Source organism: uncultured Flavobacterium sp. (genome assembly GCF_963922255.1).
Classification (GTDB): domain Bacteria; phylum Bacteroidota; class Bacteroidia; order Flavobacteriales; family Flavobacteriaceae; genus Flavobacterium.
Genome location: NZ_CAWUIC010000010.1, coordinates 86,615 through 104,326 on the forward strand (window position 1 = coordinate 86,615; position 17,712 = coordinate 104,326).

Annotated in this window: 22 protein-coding genes; 15 read left to right on the forward strand and 7 right to left on the reverse strand. The window is 32.6% G+C overall.

The genetic code is table 11. The features are described 5' to 3' along the window. The first annotated feature begins 45 nt into the window (after nucleotides 1-45). The 11 genes from AABJ49_RS09525 (at nucleotide 46) to AABJ49_RS09575 (ending at nucleotide 11,141) form a co-directional block, all read left to right on the forward strand. Complete coding sequence (locus tag AABJ49_RS09525) at nucleotides 46-900, forward strand: transcriptional regulator (RefSeq protein WP_338378045.1); 855 nt, start codon at nucleotides 46-48, stop codon at nucleotides 898-900. 250 nt (nucleotides 901-1,150) lie between these two features. Continuing rightward, nucleotides 1,151-1,495, forward strand: a complete 345-nt coding sequence (locus AABJ49_RS09530; protein ID WP_338378046.1) for a hypothetical protein — start codon at nucleotides 1,151-1,153, stop codon at nucleotides 1,493-1,495. Between the two features lie 38 nt (nucleotides 1,496-1,533). Then, on the forward strand, nucleotides 1,534-2,163 hold the full coding sequence (locus AABJ49_RS09535) for a hypothetical protein (RefSeq protein ID WP_298179485.1): 630 nt from the start codon (nucleotides 1,534-1,536) through the stop codon (nucleotides 2,161-2,163). 578 nt (nucleotides 2,164-2,741) lie between these two features. Continuing rightward, nucleotides 2,742-3,038 carry a helix-turn-helix transcriptional regulator gene (locus AABJ49_RS09540; RefSeq protein ID WP_140996399.1) on the forward strand — a complete coding sequence of 99 codons (297 nt, stop codon included), beginning with the start codon at nucleotides 2,742-2,744 and terminating at the stop codon, nucleotides 3,036-3,038. A gap of 365 nt (nucleotides 3,039-3,403) precedes the next feature. Next, a complete protein-coding gene (locus AABJ49_RS09545) occupies nucleotides 3,404-4,390 on the forward strand; it encodes a HipA domain-containing protein (RefSeq protein WP_338378047.1) in 987 nt (328 codons plus the stop codon). Nucleotides 4,391-4,567: 177 nt separating this feature from the next. Then, on the forward strand, nucleotides 4,568-4,876 hold the full coding sequence (locus AABJ49_RS09550; protein WP_338378048.1) for a DUF6660 family protein: 309 nt from the start codon (nucleotides 4,568-4,570) through the stop codon (nucleotides 4,874-4,876). 86 nt (nucleotides 4,877-4,962) lie between these two features. After that, on the forward strand, nucleotides 4,963-7,137 hold the full coding sequence (locus tag AABJ49_RS09555) for a TonB-dependent receptor (protein ID WP_338378049.1): 2,175 nt from the start codon (nucleotides 4,963-4,965) through the stop codon (nucleotides 7,135-7,137). Nucleotides 7,138-7,141: 4 nt separating this feature from the next. Then, nucleotides 7,142-7,936 (forward strand): cation diffusion facilitator family transporter, encoded by a 795-nt coding sequence (locus AABJ49_RS09560; RefSeq protein ID WP_338378050.1) that lies wholly within the window; start codon nucleotides 7,142-7,144, stop codon nucleotides 7,934-7,936. 1,583 nt (nucleotides 7,937-9,519) lie between these two features. Beyond that, nucleotides 9,520-9,939: a hypothetical protein gene (locus tag AABJ49_RS09565; protein WP_338378051.1), complete on the forward strand. Its 420-nt coding sequence runs from the start codon at nucleotides 9,520-9,522 to the stop codon at nucleotides 9,937-9,939. Nucleotides 9,940-9,981: 42 nt separating this feature from the next. Beyond that, a complete protein-coding gene (locus tag AABJ49_RS09570) occupies nucleotides 9,982-10,533 on the forward strand; it encodes a hypothetical protein (protein WP_338378052.1) in 552 nt (183 codons plus the stop codon). After that, on the forward strand, nucleotides 10,533-11,141 hold the full coding sequence (locus tag AABJ49_RS09575) for a hypothetical protein (protein ID WP_338378053.1): 609 nt from the start codon (nucleotides 10,533-10,535) through the stop codon (nucleotides 11,139-11,141). The genes AABJ49_RS09570 and AABJ49_RS09575 overlap by 1 nt, the downstream gene beginning before the upstream one ends. A 70-nt stretch (nucleotides 11,142-11,211) precedes the next feature. Here AABJ49_RS09575 and AABJ49_RS09580 read toward each other — a convergent pair whose 3' ends face one another. From AABJ49_RS09580 to AABJ49_RS09595, 4 genes are read right to left on the reverse strand one after another with little or no spacing between them, the layout of a single operon-like run. Continuing rightward, nucleotides 11,212-11,388, reverse strand: a complete 177-nt coding sequence (locus AABJ49_RS09580) for a hypothetical protein (RefSeq protein ID WP_338378054.1) — start codon at nucleotides 11,386-11,388, stop codon at nucleotides 11,212-11,214. Next, nucleotides 11,375-11,590 (reverse strand): hypothetical protein, encoded by a 216-nt coding sequence (locus AABJ49_RS09585; RefSeq protein ID WP_338378055.1) that lies wholly within the window; start codon nucleotides 11,588-11,590, stop codon nucleotides 11,375-11,377. The genes AABJ49_RS09580 and AABJ49_RS09585 overlap by 14 nt, the downstream gene beginning before the upstream one ends. A 35-nt stretch (nucleotides 11,591-11,625) precedes the next feature. Next, the gene (locus tag AABJ49_RS09590; RefSeq protein ID WP_338378056.1) at nucleotides 11,626-12,018 is read right to left on the reverse strand and encodes a DUF5675 family protein; all 393 of its coding nucleotides are present in this window, start codon (nucleotides 12,016-12,018) and stop codon (nucleotides 11,626-11,628) included. Then, the gene (locus tag AABJ49_RS09595) at nucleotides 12,018-12,776 is read right to left on the reverse strand and encodes a hypothetical protein (protein WP_338378057.1); all 759 of its coding nucleotides are present in this window, start codon (nucleotides 12,774-12,776) and stop codon (nucleotides 12,018-12,020) included. Before AABJ49_RS09595 ends, AABJ49_RS09590 begins: the two co-directional genes overlap by 1 nt. 305 nt (nucleotides 12,777-13,081) lie before the next feature. Here AABJ49_RS09595 and AABJ49_RS09600 point away from each other — a divergent pair, with 305 nt between their 5' ends. Genes AABJ49_RS09600 through AABJ49_RS09610 form a run of 3 tightly spaced genes read left to right on the forward strand, consistent with a single transcriptional unit; the run spans nucleotide 13,082 to nucleotide 14,594 of the window. Continuing rightward, nucleotides 13,082-13,300, forward strand: a complete 219-nt coding sequence (locus AABJ49_RS09600; RefSeq protein WP_338378058.1) for a helix-turn-helix domain-containing protein — start codon at nucleotides 13,082-13,084, stop codon at nucleotides 13,298-13,300. A gap of 6 nt (nucleotides 13,301-13,306) precedes the next feature. Then, nucleotides 13,307-13,642 (forward strand): HipA N-terminal domain-containing protein, encoded by a 336-nt coding sequence (locus tag AABJ49_RS09605; protein WP_338378059.1) that lies wholly within the window; start codon nucleotides 13,307-13,309, stop codon nucleotides 13,640-13,642. After that, nucleotides 13,626-14,594 (forward strand): HipA domain-containing protein, encoded by a 969-nt coding sequence (locus AABJ49_RS09610; RefSeq protein WP_338378060.1) that lies wholly within the window; start codon nucleotides 13,626-13,628, stop codon nucleotides 14,592-14,594. Before AABJ49_RS09605 ends, AABJ49_RS09610 begins: the two co-directional genes overlap by 17 nt. Before the next feature lie 590 nt (nucleotides 14,595-15,184). On the opposite strand, the gene AABJ49_RS09615 is transcribed toward AABJ49_RS09610, so the two are convergent. After that, complete coding sequence (locus tag AABJ49_RS09615; RefSeq protein WP_338378061.1) at nucleotides 15,185-15,754, reverse strand: hypothetical protein; 570 nt, start codon at nucleotides 15,752-15,754, stop codon at nucleotides 15,185-15,187. 171 nt (nucleotides 15,755-15,925) lie between these two features. Between AABJ49_RS09615 and AABJ49_RS09620 the strand changes: the two genes are divergently transcribed. After that, nucleotides 15,926-16,798: a winged helix-turn-helix domain-containing protein gene (locus AABJ49_RS09620; RefSeq protein ID WP_338378062.1), complete on the forward strand. Its 873-nt coding sequence runs from the start codon at nucleotides 15,926-15,928 to the stop codon at nucleotides 16,796-16,798. A 67-nt stretch (nucleotides 16,799-16,865) separates the two neighbouring features. Here AABJ49_RS09620 and AABJ49_RS09625 read toward each other — a convergent pair whose 3' ends face one another. Together AABJ49_RS09625 and AABJ49_RS09630 are read right to left on the reverse strand one after the other, a co-directional pair. After that, a complete protein-coding gene (locus tag AABJ49_RS09625) occupies nucleotides 16,866-17,306 on the reverse strand; it encodes a hypothetical protein (RefSeq protein WP_338378063.1) in 441 nt (146 codons plus the stop codon). Nucleotides 17,307-17,400: 94 nt separating this feature from the next. Continuing rightward, nucleotides 17,401-17,676 carry a hypothetical protein gene (locus tag AABJ49_RS09630; protein WP_338378064.1) on the reverse strand — a complete coding sequence of 92 codons (276 nt, stop codon included), beginning with the start codon at nucleotides 17,674-17,676 and terminating at the stop codon, nucleotides 17,401-17,403. Nucleotides 17,677-17,712 lie beyond the last annotated feature (36 nt).

The following is a 17,712-nucleotide window of genomic DNA, read 5'->3' on the forward strand; positions in this document are numbered from 1 at the left end:
TGCTCTAAGTCTTAATACTTAATACTCCAATCTTAATACTTCCAAATGAATTACATTAAACACCTCACTGGTTTCTTTGAGAAAGTAGCCATTGATAAAACGCTAAATCCAACACACGTAAGCTTATACATTGCCCTATTCCAATTTTGGAACTGCAACCGTTTCAAAAATCCTATCAGTATCAATCGCGATGAGGTAATGCGAATAAGCAAAATCAGTTCAAAAGCAACCTATCACAAATGTCTGAAGAACTTGCATAGTTTGGGTTATATCAATTACGAACCATCCTACAATCCATTCAAAGGAAGCCATGTCATTTTATTCAACTTTTCGGAAGATTTAAAACCGCTGCCAAAATCCGAAAGAAAACTAAAAAATGAACCACTTATTGAACTTGTTTCTGAACAAGCTTTGAACAAGTCTTGTACTAGTAGTGAAACAGGTACTGAACAAGCATTAGTACCTTCTATAAACTATATAAACAATACAAACATTTTAAACGATAAAAACGTTTCAAACTTGGAAAAACACACAAAAAATTTTGAAGAAATAAATAATTCAGTTTTAAAAAATGAAACCGAAGATGAGAAAGAAAAAAAGTTGCGCGAAAAAAAGAAAGATGAATTTGTCACTTCGAGCGAAGTCGAGAAACCAACAATCGAAATAGTAAAAACCTATTTCCAAGAAAATAACTTTCCGGAACAAGAAGCTCAAAAATTCTACAATTACTTCAAAAGTGTCGGTTGGTTAGTCGGTGGGAAAACACCAATGGTCGATTGGCAAGCAGCAGCACAAAATTGGATGATTAACGCACCAAAATTCATTTCAAATGCAGAACAACCAAACAGAGCAAAACAGCTTAATACAACAACCGACAAAGACTATTCAGAGCCATTATAGCTATGATGAGGTCATTACTTGGTTAGAAAAAAAAGGAGTTGAACTATACGGCAATCATTTCAAGATAATAGAAACCGATTACCCAATCGTGTACAAACTCATTGCCTATTTCCTAAGAGACGAGCCAACATGTTTTCAATACGGAATAAATCTCAACAAGGGAATACTATTATCCGGTCCAATAGGTTGCGGAAAAACATCACTCATGAACCTAATGAAATACCTAACAGCAACCGAACACAAATTCTACGTGAAACCCTGTCGAGACATCAGCTTTGAATTCATCCAAGATGGCTACCAAATCATTCACAAATACAGCATCGGTAAACTCTACCAATCAGAACCAAGAACCTATTGTTTCGACGATTTAGGAACAGAAAATAATTTAAAATACTTCGGCAACGAATGCAATGTAATGGCAGAAATTATATTAAGCCGATATGATATATTCATCTCAAAAAAACTAAAAACCCACATCACCACAAACCTATCAGCCACAGAAATAGAAACCCACTACGGCAACCGAATTCGTTCTAGATTACGTGAGATGGTCAATTTAATTGCATTCGAAAAAACAGCACAAGACAAAAGATAAAATTCGTGTAAATCCGCGTTTCAACAAAAAGTAACAAAATGAAAACAATAACCACCTTCTGGAACTACTTCCAACAAAACAACTTCGTTTTTCTACTCCTAAACGAAATCCCAAAAGAAGAACTAAAAACACATTTCGACAAACTAATCGAGATACTACATCAATACAACAAAGATCTAGACCTCATCATCAAAAACAAAACAAACGGTGCAGAGATAATCATTACAGCAAACGGAAACCCTTATCTTTTCAAAGAAGTAGAATTACTAGTTCGTCATTCTCCAAATATAAAACGTTGGAAAATAACCGCTTTTCTCCAACCCGAAACCAACCTAACCAAATACGAAAACGGCACCGACAAACCACTAGAATATTACGGCATCACTTTGCGAATAAGCGAAATGTATTTCATACCATTAGAAAACCCAAACAAACCAACCGATTTAGGAATAAAAGTATTGCTCAAAAATTACATCATCCATAAAGACAACCCAAGACTTAGAGAGGCAGTTTATGTTCACATCGAACATCTAATAGGCGAAAAGTCCTTTGCAAACGACCTATCCTTTATAGAAATAGACCAACTAAAAAACGAAGATTTAGAAGACGATTGCGTACTTGAATTATATAACCTAAAGTTTTTTATTGACTCCTTTGAATACGATTAAGCTTCGGCAATAAATGTTGTTTACTGCCAAAGTTTAACGGAAAAAAAGATGTTTCGTAGTAAAATAATCAGGTTCAACCTGACAAAACAACTATAAATGATCATAGACCCTATTGCATATCGCAATGTTCAATATTTGTCTCAATTATTGAAAAATAGAGTAGTGAAGACAAGAAAGTGGGTAGAAAAGGTGGGTAGATAATTAACCTACAATCTCTTTATGTCGTATTGCTAAGCAGCTGATTTATTGAATAATAAAAAATAATAATTTTCAATTCAAGAGAAATTAACATCTAAAAGTGGGTGAATAAGTGGGTGGAAAAATTGTTAAACAGTAAACACCTCATAAACAAAACAATAAACCTGTTTTTACACAATAAACCACATTAGTTTACTATCAATATTTTAGTTTATTATTTGTAATATAAAGTATATCACAATACGCAACAAAAGAAATCAGCTATATAATTTTGGCAAAAAGTAGGTTTTTTTGCCAAAGTTATAACACAACTAAAAAACACTTATGTTTGTTATTTCAAACATAAATAGTATATTTGTTCAGAATAACAAACATTTGATATGGCAACAACCAGTAAAAAGCAATCCGTTTTTCCAAAATACGAGAAAGTATTAGAGCAGATGGGAGAAAATGTAAAGATGGCTCGTAAAAGGCGAAAACTTACGATGATTCAAGTAGCGGAAAGAGCTGATATTGCGAGGTCAACCTTACACTTAATTGAGCAGGGAAGCCCAAGTGTGGCTATGGGTGCCTATTTCAATGTACTACGAGTGCTAGGCCTACAGGATGATTTCTTAAAACTAGCTGCAGACGACGAACTGGGAAGAAAACTCCAAGACCTCGAACTTTTAAAATAATTATAAGATATAAATGAAACGTCAGTTCGAGTGATTTTTACGCAATGCAATGGAGTGAAAATTGTATCGAGAACCTTTTAAATTAAAAAATACAACCGTCTAAAATGTCCACAAAAACCGATATATACGTTTACGCTCATTGGATTGGAATGCAAGAACCAAAGATAGTTGGTATTTTGTCTGCACAACAAGCCAAAGGCAAGAAAGCATTTAGCTTTGAGTACGATAAGGACTGGCTCAAATCAGGACAACAATTCTTACTCGACCCCGACATACAATTGTATGGTGGGCCACAATATCCAAATCAAAAAGAGAACTTCGGCATTTTTCTCGACAGTATGCCCGATACTTGGGGACGCACACTAATGAAACGTAGAGAAGCACAATTGGCAAGAGAAAAGAATGTAAAGCCTAAAACTCTTTACGATATAGATTTTCTGTTAGGTGTTTTTGATGAAAGCCGTATGGGAGCATTGCGTTTTAAAATAGACCTGGTGGGTGAATTTTTAGACAATGATAAAGTAACATCAACACCTCCTTGGGCTTCAATTAGAGAGCTTCAAAATGCTGCCTTCATTTTTGAAAATGATATAAATAATGAAGATGTCAACAGATACCTTTCAGTACTAATAACACCTGGTTCGTCATTAGGTGGAGCACGACCTAAAGCCAATATTCTAGACGCAGATAAAAGTCTTTGGATTGCCAAATTTCCATCCAAAACAGATACCATTGACAAAGCTGCTTGGGAATTTTTAGCGTATCAATTGGCAACTAAGGCTGGAATTGAAATGGCACCTTGTCATATGGAAAGAATTTTAGGCAAACACCATACCTTTTTCACAAAACGTTTCGACCGTAAAAACGGAGAACGAATCCACTTTGCATCCGCAATGACAATGACCGGAAATAACGAAGACACCATTAGAGACAACCAAGCAAGCTACTTAGATATTGCAGAATTTATTAGTAATCACGGAGCAAACATAGAAGCCAACCTACACCAACTATGGCGAAGGATAATCTTCAACATAGCCATTTCCAACACCGATGATCATTTAAGAAACCACGGATTTATACTAACCAAAGAAGGTTGGATATTATCTCCGGCCTATGACCTCAATCCTTCCATAGACAAAGACGGCTTAGCCTTAAATATTGATACTGATAACAATGAATTGGATTTCGATTTAGCAAAAAGTGTAGGTGAATATTTCCGATTAAACAATAATCAAATGGAGGAAATTATCCAGCAAGTCTTAGGAGTTACGATCAAATGGAAAACAATGGCAAATGAAATCGGAATTTCCCGAAGCGAACAGGAAGTAATGGAAAAAGCATTTTACACATAGAAATTAAAATGAAATTTTATGAAGAATAATATTTTTTCAATAACAATATCTGCTTTCCCTACCTTAAATGAAGATAGTTTACTAATCTGTTATAGTTCTAATAAAAAGAAACATATTATATTTACGAACTAAATTGTACTTTTCCTAAAAGAGTATTTTTTTCAGTATCTTCGCAAAATGAAATTTATATCTTTAATATTAGCCTTTTATGTCTTGCTGTTATCAGCATTACCGACTTTTGTTGAGGACAAATGTTTTCAGGAGCAAACGACTGAACAATCCCAAGACAACCAAGATGATAAAGATTGTGGCGATTGTTGTTCACCTTTTATGAATTGCCACACTTGTGTAGGGTTTACTTTCCCGATAGCAAACTTTGCTTTACACTCTGTTCTTACCTATTCAGACAAAAAAGTTTCCATATACAAGGACAATACTACGTCTGACTTTTTCTCTGCCATTTGGCAACCGCCTAAGATTAGTTAATGTTTCAGTGCCTTAGGCACAATAACAAATTGCGGTGCTACGCACCGCCAATTCTTATTTTTCAAACATTAATAATCATTCAGACAATGAAGTTAAAAATCATTTTGCTGCTAATGGTAGCATTTCATATAAATACCGTATTCGGACAGAATACATTTAAAGCGGTCATAAAAGACAGCGAAACAAAAGAGCCTTTAATGGGTGTAACCGCACAGGTTACGGGAACTACAATCGCAACAACTTCAGATGAAAACGGACAAATCATATTAACAGGTATTCCAAACGGTTTGCAGGAAATTCAATTTAGTTATATTGGTTTTACTCAACGTACCGACAGCTTTAATTTTCCTTTAGAAGATACAACCCTGATTGAGATTTTACTTTATGAAAGTTCAACGGAGTTGGACGAAATTGTAATCACATCTACAAGAAGTACAAGAACTATCCAAAATATCCCTACACGTATTGAATTTATAGGAAGTGAAGAATTAGACGAAAAAGGAAATATGAAAGCAGGGGATATTCGTATGCTTTTGAGTGAGAGTACAGGTATTCACGTACAAACCACATCGCCCACAAGTGCCAATGCAAGTATTCGTATTCAAGGGCTTGACGGACGATATACGCAAATTTTAAAAGACGGTTTTCCTATTTATTCGGGTGCTTCAAGTGGGTTAGGCTTGTTGCAAATTCCACCGCTTGACTTAAAGCAGGTTGAGGTTATTAAGGGTTCAACATCTACACTGTACGGTGGTGGAGCAATAGCAGGTTTGGTAAATCTGATTTCCAAGACACCAACGGAAGAAAGGGATTTGCGTTTTCATTTAAACGGAACATCGGGCAGAGGTTTAGACATCAACGGTTTTTACGGACAGAAGTTTAAGAAAATCGGAACAACAATATTTGCTTCGCATAATCGCAACGGAGCTTACGACCCTGCACAAATCGGGCTTTCTGCCATTCCTAAATTTGAAAGGTATGTACTGAACCCTAAATTATTTGTTTACTTCAATGATAAAACAAAAATGAACTTCGGTATTAACACCACCATTGAAAACCGTTTGGGTGGCGATATGCTTTACATCAAAGGCAAAGGCGATAACACACACCAATATTTTGAAGAAAACAAAACACAACGCTATTCTACCCAATTTGTTTTTGACCATACAGTAAACGAAAACAGTTTTGTACAGATAAAGAACAGCGTAAGTTATTTTAACCGCAATACAGCTATTCCCAATTACGAGTTTGAGGGAACACAAACAGCCACTTTTACCGAAGCAAGCTATACCCACAGCAAAGAAAAATCGGAATGGGTAACAGGCGTTAATGTTTGGACGGACAATTTTAAAGAAAAGCAGATTACCGTATTTCCGTTGAGAGATTACAACCATACCACATTCGGGGCTTTCGTTCAAAATTCTTTTAAAGCTACGGATTGGCTTCAATTAGAAACAGGTTTAAGAACGGATTACGTGATAGATTACGGAGCTGTTTTTTTGCCAAGAGTATCGGCATTTTTTAGGATTGCAAACGGATTGACTTCACGTATCGGGGACGGATTTGGCTACAAAACACCAACCATTTTTACCGAAGAAAGCGAGCGCATACAATATCAAAACGTAATGCCTATTGATGATAATACCAATAAATTAGAAAAGAGCTACGGAGCAAATGCAGACATAAATTACCGTACTAATATTGGCGATGATTGGACATTTAGCATAAATCATTTATTCTTTTACACCTATTTGGATAACCCTTTGTTGCTTCAAAATATAGCTACAAATACATATCAGTTCATGAATTCATCGGGCTACATTCATACCAAAGGAACAGAAACAAATATCAAAATCGGTTATGATGATTTTAAATTGTTTTTGGGCTACACCTTTACCGATACCCGATTGATTGAAAACGGAACAAATACCGAAAATCCACTAACACCAAAACATCGCATTAACTCTGTACTTATGTATGAAATAGAGGATAAATGGAAAATCGGTTTGGAAGCCTATTATTTTAGTCAGCAAAAACTTAATGACGGAACAACAGGAAAAGACTATGTTATATGTGGCTTTATGGCTGAAAAAATTTGGGAACGGTTTTCTTTGTACATCAACTTTGAAAACTTCCTTGATACAAGACAGACACGTTTTGATAACATTTATACAGGCACAATAACCAACCCTGTTTTTAGAGATATTTATGCACCATTGGACGGATTTGTAATTAACGGTGGAATAAAATTTAGACTTTAAGAAGATGAATAAAACCATATTCAATATAACAAAAATGGATTGCCCAAGTGAGGAGCAATTAATCCGTATGAAATTGCAAGACTTCGATACGGTAAAGTCATTGGAATTTGATATTCCCAATAGAAAATTGAATGTTTATCATAGTGGAACCCCAGAGCCGATTTTTTCGGCTTTGGAAACCTTGAACCTAAATACAACGTTGATTTCAACCGAAGAAACTAACACAGTTGTTGAAACAGATACAAGCAATAGCCAACGTAAACTACTATGGACGGTATTGATTATCAATTTCGTTTTCTTTGGATTAGAAATGGTGTTTGGCATTTTTTCCAATTCAATGGGATTGGTAGCGGATAGCTTGGATATGCTTGCGGACAGTATTGTTTATGCTTTGGCATTGTTTGCTGTTGGAGGTACGATTGCAAGAAAAAATAACATCGCCAAATTTGCAGGTTACTTTCAAATCCTATTGGCTGTTATTGGTTTTGTTGAAGTTATCAGGCGTTTTTTAGGCTTTGAAAAAATGCCCGATTTTCAAACTATGATTATCGTTTCTGTTTTGGCACTAATGGCAAATATATTTTGTCTTTACCTGTTGCAAAAGAACAAAAGCAAAGAAGCCCACATACAGGCAACTATGATTTTTACATCAAACGATATTATAATCAATTCGGGTGTTATCGTTGCAGGGCTTTTGGTTCATTGGCTCAATTCAAGCTATCCTGATTTGATTATCGGAGCTATTGTATTTGCTGTTGTTGGTAGCGGTGCATTAAGAATATTGAAATTGGTAAAATAATAGTTAAATTCTTCCTCAGCTAATAGAAATAGGCAGGATAACAAAAATACTTTTGTGATAATAATTGATACATAAAAAAAGAACTAAAGATAGTTTATATTCTATTTGTTAAATGTGAAAAAGGCTTATAAAATCTACTTTATTCTTTCTTATTAAATGAAAACAGTAATAAAAAAATTAAAGTCTTGCTGTGCTTTACAAAAAATATTTTTCCGAATAGTATAGTAATGGAAGTATGTTTTAATTAGTTTCCAGTTGCCACCCCTTCCCAACGCTCCAAAAGTTTTTGTATGCCAGAAGTTAATCACTCCGATAGAAAAATAGTGCAAGGCAACAAAAACTTTCCCAAAGCTTAGTTACATAATGTGGCATTATAGTGCATAAACAAATATCCTGCTTCTAATGAAACCATCGGATGCACTATAATAACATTATGTAAAAAAGCCGCTCATCCAAGGCTCGTGTGGTTTGTTCCAGGACAACATTTTTTGCAGCTCCCATCGCATCACCCAGCTACAAAAAAAACCGTCCTTCACAAACCACTTTCAATAATCCGTAGCATATTTTTGGTAGTTAGATAATTTTTATATCGCATGAAAAGCAGAACTCTTTTTATCAATTAACCGCAGACATAGGTAGTATTTTCATTGTTTTTGTGCGTGCTACAATTCCATAACAACACAATTCATAATTCTTCATTCATAATTACTTTCTGGCACCCACAAAATCAAAAAAGGACAGCAAGAGTATGATTTTTCATTTGCCAGAAACCACAAACTACATTGCTTTCACGCTGGCCAGATGCCTTAAACCTTTCCATCACAACTATTCTCTAATTACTTATTCCTAATCACTCAAAAAAGGCATCTATCCAACATAAAAGCAATCACAACAATCCCATAAGCAAATAAAAAACCACACACTTGCCTGCGCTACTGCCTCATCGCACTAGGTTAGTTAATGCATTGTTTTTTGAAGATGCTTCCCATTTTCATAAGAAAGTAAACTCATAATTCACTAATCACAATTCATAATTTAAAAAAAGCATCCTCAAAAATCAAATCCACAAAAGAGTATTAAATTTTAAAATAGGATAAAAGCATTATCTATGATTTGCCTATGGTTATTTATCCTGTTTTAAAATTCAATACCCTTTAAACAACTCCTGAATTCCAAAAGACAATCACGATAGTTAGAACGATGTCAGAATAACATCCGATTTCAAAACAAGGATTGATTGGAAATTCAAAAAAAAATAAATAAAAAAAAGGAAGCAAAGATAAGTTCCAGGTTTACAAAAAAGCAAGTTCAAGCCTTTCAGGTTTCGGCTAAAATCTCCACCCATACCATTTCGCAATGATATGCATCGTAAACTTCACTACTCCATATACGAAGACAATTCGGGTAGTATTTTATCCGAAAAACTTGCTTTTTTGAAACCTTCCACTTGAAATGACGGCTTTCTTTTTTTTCTTTTTTCTTTTGAAAAATTTATGTGTGTGGAGCATAGCGAGGCACACCTGCATTTCATAAGAAACACCGCAGAAATTTGAAAATCTAACCAATTTTTAAAAGCCGATGTTATGCTAAAATTTGTTATTAAAACCTACACTAAAGGAACGATTTACAAAAACCCACACCTTTTCATTTTAAACAAAGGGTTAAACAGTGGAAAACCTTCAAATGAGCCATTCACAAATAGTTTTGTTATCATTTTCGAGAACAAAGAAGATTTTGACAATATCAATTTAACAGCTTATGCACTTTGGAAAACAAAATTCTGGCATCAATTTCTTTGTGGTTCAGTAATACCATTTTTACGTTTAAATGATGTCAGAAAAGAATTTCCAAATAAAGTTAACCAAGAAATTAAAGACCACGAAGAACACCTTAAAAACGTGCAAACTTTAAAGCTTTTAGAACAATCTGAAAAACGTTTCAATGAAAATCTAAATCTTATTAATGATATGAGAAAAGTTATTCTATTTCGATATTGTAAATAACAATATTTTAAATCATATTTTTGTATGAATAAAAATAAATATATGAAGAATGTTATAAAAATTTTAAGACCAGAGGAAATGAAGTTTATCAAAAAAATTAACATTATTTCAAAAAATAGATTGGAAAATGATATTGTAATTGGTTTTTTACTATATGAAAGATCTATTTCTCTTGACTATACATTCAAACCAAAAGAAGATAGTATTGATAAAATTACATATTTGATTACTTATCCAAAACAAACAGATTATCCTACAGATGAAATTGATGAATTGATTTTAGAAACTATCAAATTATCATATCCAAATTCGATTGTACACTCCAAAATGCTCTTTTCTTCAGGAGATATTGAATGGTTAGAAAATTTAAAAGATAGACCTTTCGAAATTTCTAATTTAATAATTAGACCAGATTTTTTTGGGCAAGACATTGAAAAATTGGTTGGTAAAGAATTTGAAATTTTCAGAAAGGATTTAAAAATATATGTTGATTCATCGTCAGAACTTATAAAAAACAATGTTTTTTATGGTCAATGTTATTATGAAAAACATTTAGCAATTTATCAAAAACTAAATACTATAAATTTTTTATAATGGATTTACCTAAAAAAAATGACAAACTTTTTAAAGCTGAAACTTCAACTGATGTTGGTGCATGGTTGAAGGCACCTGCAAATAAGTTTTTTCTTTATTCTGAAGGATATAAAAGTGCAGGAGATGCATTATTTGAGCACTGTATTGCTAATCCTTTTTTTAACAACTCACTTGTTTATCCTTTAATTTTTACTTACAGACAATTTATAGAATTAAAACTTAAAGAAATTATTACAATGGGGAATAAATTGAATGATTTTGCTGAAGACTTTCCTGATGAGCACAATATATTAAAATTATGGAAATTGTTTAGAAATGAGATTTACCCCAAAATAGCAGCTGAGAATAAAGAACTATTTGATAATGCTGAAAAAATAATTGAGCAATTTCATGTTGAAGATCCTCATTCAATGAATTTTAGATATCCACTAACAAAAGGACCTATTAGAAGAGATAGTCTCAACCGTGAAACAATAGATTTGAAAAATTTAAAAGAAGTCATAGAAAGATTATATAATTTTCTAAATTCATTATGGGACGAGATTTCACATTATCAAGATATGAAAGATGAAATGATACAAGAGTATTATAGCCAAAATTGGTATTAAAAAAAAGCCAGGTCTTTCGACTTGGCTTTCATTTTGTTTAACCCAAAGGTCACCACAACAAAGGCTAAACTTATTTTTTGTGCTTCTTTTGTAGGCTTTTAAGTAGTAATGAAATAGTAAAACTGACTATTGCTCCAACAGTAGCTAAAATAACTGTTCTTGCAATGTCTTCAGAATGAATATTCGGTATTATACTTAAAAATGTGCCTCCAGCAGTTCCCATCAATGTGGGATTATTGGCTATCATCAGTTGTAGTAAGCTGACTAGTTGCTGTCAAAACTCCACCAGCAACTGCCATATAACCTCCAATAGTTGTAACTAATACTGGCAAGGCAATTGGAGCAGCTAAAATCGTTCCACCAACAGCAGCCAAAACCAAACCAACATTTCGAAGCACTTTAAAAAACTTTGGAGTAGGAGCTGTAGCTCTATTTACTATTTTTTTCATAATTTATATTTTTTCATTCCCATGAAAATGGGAATCTATTCAACAATCATTAGAACACTCTCTTTGTTGTCCAAAGCTTTATAGACTAACGTTTTAAGCTTTTCAAATGCTTTTCGTGACATTAGTCCTAATCCTGGACCAGAAAGTTTTGTTACGGGAGCAATACAACCATTCAATTCTCTTAATGCATTATTAGCAGGATGAAATAAAATAAAACTTCTATTTTCCACATCAATAACTTCTATATGCCATTTGAATTTCTGACTATACCGCTTTCTAATAAAATATTTCCCTATCGGAATGCAGGAAACTCTCTTTTCATTATTCTTCCAAGGTAATTCAATCGTATAACAAATAAATTTACCTTCACATTCGAGTTTTCCGTTTGTTCCTTCAGGGAAATAAGTTCTGGTTAAACTAATAACCATTAAACACCACCATCAACTTTAGCAATAGACAACGGATTAAAAGCTCCATTTTTCAAAGGATACATTTGTCCATTAATTTCTTGATAAAATTCAACTCCAACTGCCAAAAACAATGGTTTTGTACTTGCTGGAGTAACTGCATTCACTTGGTTTATTGCAGCAGTAGCAGTATTGTCCCAAGGTAAAATTGCAGTTTCAGAACTAGAAACTACAAAAGTTTCAGTCTCAAAATCAACTTCTGCACCTCCAGAAATAATTTTAAAGTGAGTAGTTCCACTTGGAGCTGCAATCATGTTCGCAGGAATAAATGGTAACAAATCAACTTTAATTTCTCCAGCTACACGGTCAATAGTAGGGACAAACGGAGCAAACAAAGAAGTTCCCAACTTCCCACGAATATTGAATTCAAAACCAAATAGCAATTCAGCCTCTCCATCAATAACGTTTCTTAAACCTCTCTCACTTACTAAATCCGCTTGAATAACTTTCACCATTCTTTGCGTCAAACGACTAACCATTCTACCATCAGCAGAGTTCAATAGTAATGGTCTTAAAGCTGTTCTTAAAAGCTTTCCTGCTTTTCCAGCTCTTCCAAACTCCGAACCATTCTCACGTGTTCTTTGAAAAGCAGGATCACTAGCAATTCTGCTAGCGTCAATTCCACCTTTCTCACGAGCTAAATGTCCGTCTTGGGTTTTGTAAAAAGTAATATCTCCGATAGTACCTTTTAATTTAATTATGCCTTTCTGTCTAGCCATAACTTAAAAATTTAATTAAACAATCATTTAAAATCTCCTTCATTCTATCAACAGGTTGCAACCACTTTCCGAATGATTTGAATACAAAATTTAAAAGTTAATTGACACAATTAAACGAGCTTAGTTCCAAATGGCACAATTTGACATAAATGGCAATAATCAACTCATTTGTCCTACATATCTAATAATTTTTAGATTATTATTTTATATGTAAATACATATAGATAATATTATTTAAACTATTTTATATGCTTTTACATATAATTTACTATATTTGTCCAAAATAGTTGTAAAAGCATATAATTATGATGACATTGGCAGAGTTTGTAAAAGAAAAAAGAAACGAAGTAAAATTAACGCAAGAAGCTTTCGCTGAACGTGCTGGAGTTGCACTTACCGTTATTCGAAAAATAGAACAAGGCAAGGAAAACCTAAATCTTGAAAAAGTAAACCAGGTCCTCAAAATGTTCGGACATACCTTAGCACCAGTAAATGCTAGAGAATTATCTAAAACTAAAAAATAAAATAGGATGAGACAAGCAGCCATTTACTATAAAGACCACTTAGCAGGAATGTTAACAGAAACCGATGATGGAGAGTATACATTTCAGTACGAAGAAAAATATGTAAAAGAACATCCCAAAGAATGCATTACTTTAACAATGCCGGTAAGTTCTAAAACATATACGGATAAGCGTTTATTTCCTTTTTTTGAAGGCTTAATTCCTGAAGGTTGGCTGTTAGATATTGCTTCTAAAAACTGGAAAATAAATCAAAATGATCGCATGGGTTTACTATTGGCATGTTGCCAAAATTGTATCGGCGCTGTAAGTGTTCAACCAATAGCGGATGAAAATGAAAAATAAGAAATGTCTATTTTGTTACAATGCATTGGAAGCAAATACAGTTGGTGATTTTCACGAGCAATGCAGCTTAACGTTTTTCGGTACCAAAGAACCACCCATATTTGAACATTCTCTAAAACAAATGGCCGATTTAGCCAAGAATGTTGTCGAACGAAGTGTTGCAGTTCCAGGAGTGCAACCCAAATTATCATTATCGGTAATAACGGACACAATGCAAGATGGCAGCAAAGGCCGTTTGACAGTAGTAGGTGCATTAGGTGGAAACTATATTTTCAAACCACCATCCAACCAATTCCCAGAAATGCCCGAAAACGAACACTTAACTATGCGAATAGCAGAAGCCTTCGGAATAAACACAGTGCTATCAAGTTTAATAAGGTTACAATCGGGAGAGCTATCCTATATCACAAAACGCATCGATAGAACACCAACTGGAGAGAAAATCCACATGCTCGACATGTTTCAAATTACAGAAGCCTTTGACAAATATAAAAGCTCTATGGAAAAAATAGGCAAAGCAATTGATGAGTATTCAAGTAACACGCTGTTAGATAAAGTCTATTTCTTAGAACTTGCGATTTTCAGTTTCCTAACAGGCAACAACGACATGCATTTAAAAAACTTCTCCATGATAAACTCAGGAGAGCAATGGACATTATCGCCAGCTTATGATCTTCTAAACGTAGCTATAGTAAACCCTGAAGACACAGAAGAACTAGCTTTAACATTAGAAGGAAAAAAGAAAAAACTAAAATGGGAAAATTTTGAACGCTTAGGCTTACAATTAGATCTAAATAAAAAGCAAATAAAAGGCATCGCAAAACGTTTCAAAAAAAACAAACCCATCGCAGCAGAATGTATAAATAACTCCTTCTTATCAGAAGAATTTAAAGACAAATACAAAAACCTTTTAGAAGAGCGATACACTATTTTATTTTCGGCAATCACTTAAATATCAATTGTATTTTTTTATAATTTTATGCAATATAATACAGCTTTGAGCTTAGTCAAAGCTTAGTCAAAGCTATAGATAAAGTATGAAAACAGAAAAAAAGAGGTTATGTATCTACCCAAAGGATATACAACGTATTACCGGAAAGAGTTATCGACAAAGTATTAGATTGTTACAAAGAATCAGAAAGGATCTTAATAAGCTTGAAAATGAGTTTGTAAGTGTTGAAGAGTTCTGCACTTATACCAGTTTAAAACACGAACAAGTTATTACCCTAATCGTTGATTAAATTTTACACTTAACTAGTTCAAAATTTGGTTAGTTTAATAGAAATTTATGGACTTATTTTCGTAAATTTGTACTATCAACACATATGAGAAACTAGGATTTTTACATAGGGGTACAATTAGGAGTACTTAGAAAAGTTATATATAAAAACACTTGAAAACACTAGCGTTAGAAAGATTACACAAATCCCTCTTTCTCCGCGAGCTGAAAAGCAAAAATTAATAAAACCCACTAATTTTAATTTAGTGGTTTTTTTGATTTTAGTAGCTTATATTTTTAAATTAAAGGTTTTCCTTTTACTTTTAACAACCGTCAATTTCAAATTTCATTACACCCTTTTCATATTTGATGAAAACAGGAATTTTCTCTAAAGTACATCGTGGTTCAATAGTAAACTGAATATGACCTCTAACTTCAAAGTCTTCTTCAGAAGTAATTTCTAGTTTTTGTTTGTAAGAAGTGTTATCACGAATCCATTTTGGATCATAATCAGATGAATAATAATCATGTTTTTCTGCAGAAAGAGGAGTTTCAATAAGATTATTTTCTAATGTAAAAAAGTCATTGTTGGCTACAACAAAAGTAAATTTACCTTTCAAATCTTTTTTCTCATTTGGAGAAGCATAGTAAGCATCATGATATAAATACATTTTCATTTCTAAATCATAAATACCATTACTCAACGTATGGGTTTCAAGTTTTAATTCATAAGGATTCTCTTGAAGTTTTGGACCATAAACAGTTAGATTTCTGGGTTCTGATTTTGCAATTTGTACAAAAACACTATCTGTGCTAGCAGTTTCAGTTTTTGAACTATCAATTTTGCAACTTATGAATAATAACAAACAAAAAGAAAGAATTAGATTTTTCATGATTCAAATTTTTTAAGGATTAATATGAAGTTAAAAGTGCCAACAAATATTGCTATTATTTAATGACACAGTAAAACTAATATTCGTATAATCTCTAAGTGTCAAAAAAATGCAAAAAAAGTGTCAATCATTGTAAAATGTAATGAAATTGTATGTTATTTGTAAAATATTATGAAGAACGTTATCAAATATCTCTTTAGTTTTTTAAGCCTTTTCGGAATGTTTTCTACTATGATTTCGTGTTCCAATGAACCCAAAGAGGACATTTCTGGAATTGTAAAAGTGGCCTTGCGTGATGTTGGGCATCATTTGTTATTAAACAATCAAGATTCCATTTCTGTGGTGAAACCTGTCACAAATTCAGAGGATTTGCAATACAAATTATCGTTTGAAGAACAATTGGTCATAAACCCAGATAGTTTGGTTGCTTTAGTGAAAAACAGTTTTCAAAAAGCTAATTTACCCCAACAGTATTTGGTTGAAGTAGTGCAATGCAAAGACAATGAAGTAGCTTACAGTTACCAAATGAACCAAAATCTACAAAAAGGTATTATTCCATGCAGTGGAAGACAATTGCAAAAAGCGTGTTACCTGATAAATGTTCGATTTACAAAAAGCATTGAATCAAGTAAAAGTTCTTCTTATACTTGGCTTATTTATGTTTTATTGTTAGTTATTATTGGAATTTTAACACTTCTTTATTTCAAACGAAAAACTAAAGTTGTTCATGTGGAATATTCGGAAAATTTTACAGCTATTGGAACCTATAAATTCTATCCAGAACAAAATAAACTGATTAAAGAAGCTGTAGAAATCAGCCTTTCCAAAAAAGAATGTGAGTTGTTGACTATTTTTATGGAACAACCTAATCAAGTGATTAAAAGAGACGAACTAACTAAAAAAGTATGGGAAGATCATGGAGTTTTTGTGGGAAGAAGTTTAGATACATATATTTCAAAACTTCGCATTAAACTAAAAGCAGATGAATCAGTCAAATTAATAAATATCCATGGAGTAGGATATAAGTTGGAGATAAGTGAATAGTAATCTTAGAAGAAAGAGACAAGAGTAAAGAAGAAAGAAAAACCTGAGATTTTGAATGCTGGTTTTTTTATTTTTTTTCTAAATATTTAAAAATGAAATTTCCAATTTTTGTTAATCTAATCGCACCCATTTTTATATTTTCATTTTCTTTGTTTGACAATATTATTGCTTCTGCATATCTGTTTTTTATTAAGTCGTTTAAAGAGTGGCCAATTCTGTCCATTGTTAAGCTATCATTTATGCCTTTATTTTTTGCATAAATATTCATAAAGTCAGGCATCCAATTATGAGTTAATATTCCACTATTAGATGTGTAATTAGATAATTTCCAAATTGTCCAATTTTTTCTATCTGACAGTAATAATATTGATTGAGGAGACATTAATTCAATTTGATTTATTGCAAACTTATGGTCTTCAAAAAGATTTTTGAAATCAGAATTAACAATATGGTTCAAAACATTAGCTAAATTATTTGTTAATTCAAAATCTGGTGGATTATTATCCAAAACACGTAATATTTTATTGAATATTGTGTTACCTTGTGGGTTTGTAAGAAATTCACCAATGTTTTTTATTGACTCTTCTGTATTATCAGTTTTATCAAAATAAGCTGAAAGTAAATATTGTTTTTTTTGTTTCTTTTATTTCTGAATCTATTTCTTCATTCCAATTAAGAATTGTACTTATTACATCTCCGATTTTGAAAAGACCTAAAAATTTGTCTCTTATTGTTTTAGTTGTTTTGGATTTAATTATTTCCTGTTCTTCTTTTTCACTTAATTTTACTTCAGAAATTCTTTTATCAAGATTTTCTTTTTGTTTTTTAAAGTATAATTCTGATTTAGAAATAATTTCTTTTTTTTCTATATTTTCCATTTGAATTATTTATAAAATTTGAAGGTAATTCCATCA

Excerpts from the sequence above, each read along its gene's own strand:
- AABJ49_RS09535 (WP_298179485.1), top strand. The coding sequence starts at position 1,534 with ATGAAAACAATAACCACCTTCTGGAACTACTTCCAACAAAACAACTTC.
- AABJ49_RS09600 (WP_338378058.1), top strand. The coding sequence starts at position 13,082 with ATGATGACATTGGCAGAGTTTGTAAAAGAAAAAAGAAACGAAGTAAAA.
- AABJ49_RS09565 (WP_338378051.1), top strand. The coding sequence starts at position 9,520 with ATGCTAAAATTTGTTATTAAAACCTACACTAAAGGAACGATTTACAAA.
- AABJ49_RS09580 (WP_338378054.1), bottom strand. The coding sequence starts at position 11,388 with ATGATAGCCAATAATCCCACATTGATGGGAACTGCTGGAGGCACATTT.
- AABJ49_RS09590 (WP_338378056.1), bottom strand. The coding sequence starts at position 12,018 with ATGGTTATTAGTTTAACCAGAACTTATTTCCCTGAAGGAACAAACGGA.
- AABJ49_RS09550 (WP_338378048.1), top strand. The coding sequence starts at position 4,568 with ATGAAATTTATATCTTTAATATTAGCCTTTTATGTCTTGCTGTTATCA.
- AABJ49_RS09570 (WP_338378052.1), top strand. The coding sequence starts at position 9,982 with ATGAAGAATGTTATAAAAATTTTAAGACCAGAGGAAATGAAGTTTATC.
- AABJ49_RS09615 (WP_338378061.1), bottom strand. The coding sequence starts at position 15,754 with ATGAAAAATCTAATTCTTTCTTTTTGTTTGTTATTATTCATAAGTTGC.
- AABJ49_RS09555 (WP_338378049.1), top strand. The coding sequence starts at position 4,963 with ATGAAGTTAAAAATCATTTTGCTGCTAATGGTAGCATTTCATATAAAT.
- AABJ49_RS09560 (WP_338378050.1), top strand. The coding sequence starts at position 7,142 with ATGAATAAAACCATATTCAATATAACAAAAATGGATTGCCCAAGTGAG.
- AABJ49_RS09525 (WP_338378045.1), top strand. The coding sequence starts at position 46 with ATGAATTACATTAAACACCTCACTGGTTTCTTTGAGAAAGTAGCCATT.
- AABJ49_RS09585 (WP_338378055.1), bottom strand. The coding sequence starts at position 11,590 with ATGAAAAAAATAGTAAATAGAGCTACAGCTCCTACTCCAAAGTTTTTT.
- AABJ49_RS09605 (WP_338378059.1), top strand. The coding sequence starts at position 13,307 with ATGAGACAAGCAGCCATTTACTATAAAGACCACTTAGCAGGAATGTTA.
- AABJ49_RS09620 (WP_338378062.1), top strand. The coding sequence starts at position 15,926 with ATGAAGAACGTTATCAAATATCTCTTTAGTTTTTTAAGCCTTTTCGGA.
- AABJ49_RS09575 (WP_338378053.1), top strand. The coding sequence starts at position 10,533 with ATGGATTTACCTAAAAAAAATGACAAACTTTTTAAAGCTGAAACTTCA.
- AABJ49_RS09545 (WP_338378047.1), top strand. The coding sequence starts at position 3,404 with ATGAAACGTAGAGAAGCACAATTGGCAAGAGAAAAGAATGTAAAGCCT.
- AABJ49_RS09540 (WP_140996399.1), top strand. The coding sequence starts at position 2,742 with ATGGCAACAACCAGTAAAAAGCAATCCGTTTTTCCAAAATACGAGAAA.
- AABJ49_RS09630 (WP_338378064.1), bottom strand. The coding sequence starts at position 17,676 with ATGGAAAATATAGAAAAAAAAGAAATTATTTCTAAATCAGAATTATAC.
- AABJ49_RS09610 (WP_338378060.1), top strand. The coding sequence starts at position 13,626 with ATGAAAATGAAAAATAAGAAATGTCTATTTTGTTACAATGCATTGGAA.
- AABJ49_RS09595 (WP_338378057.1), bottom strand. The coding sequence starts at position 12,776 with ATGGCTAGACAGAAAGGCATAATTAAATTAAAAGGTACTATCGGAGAT.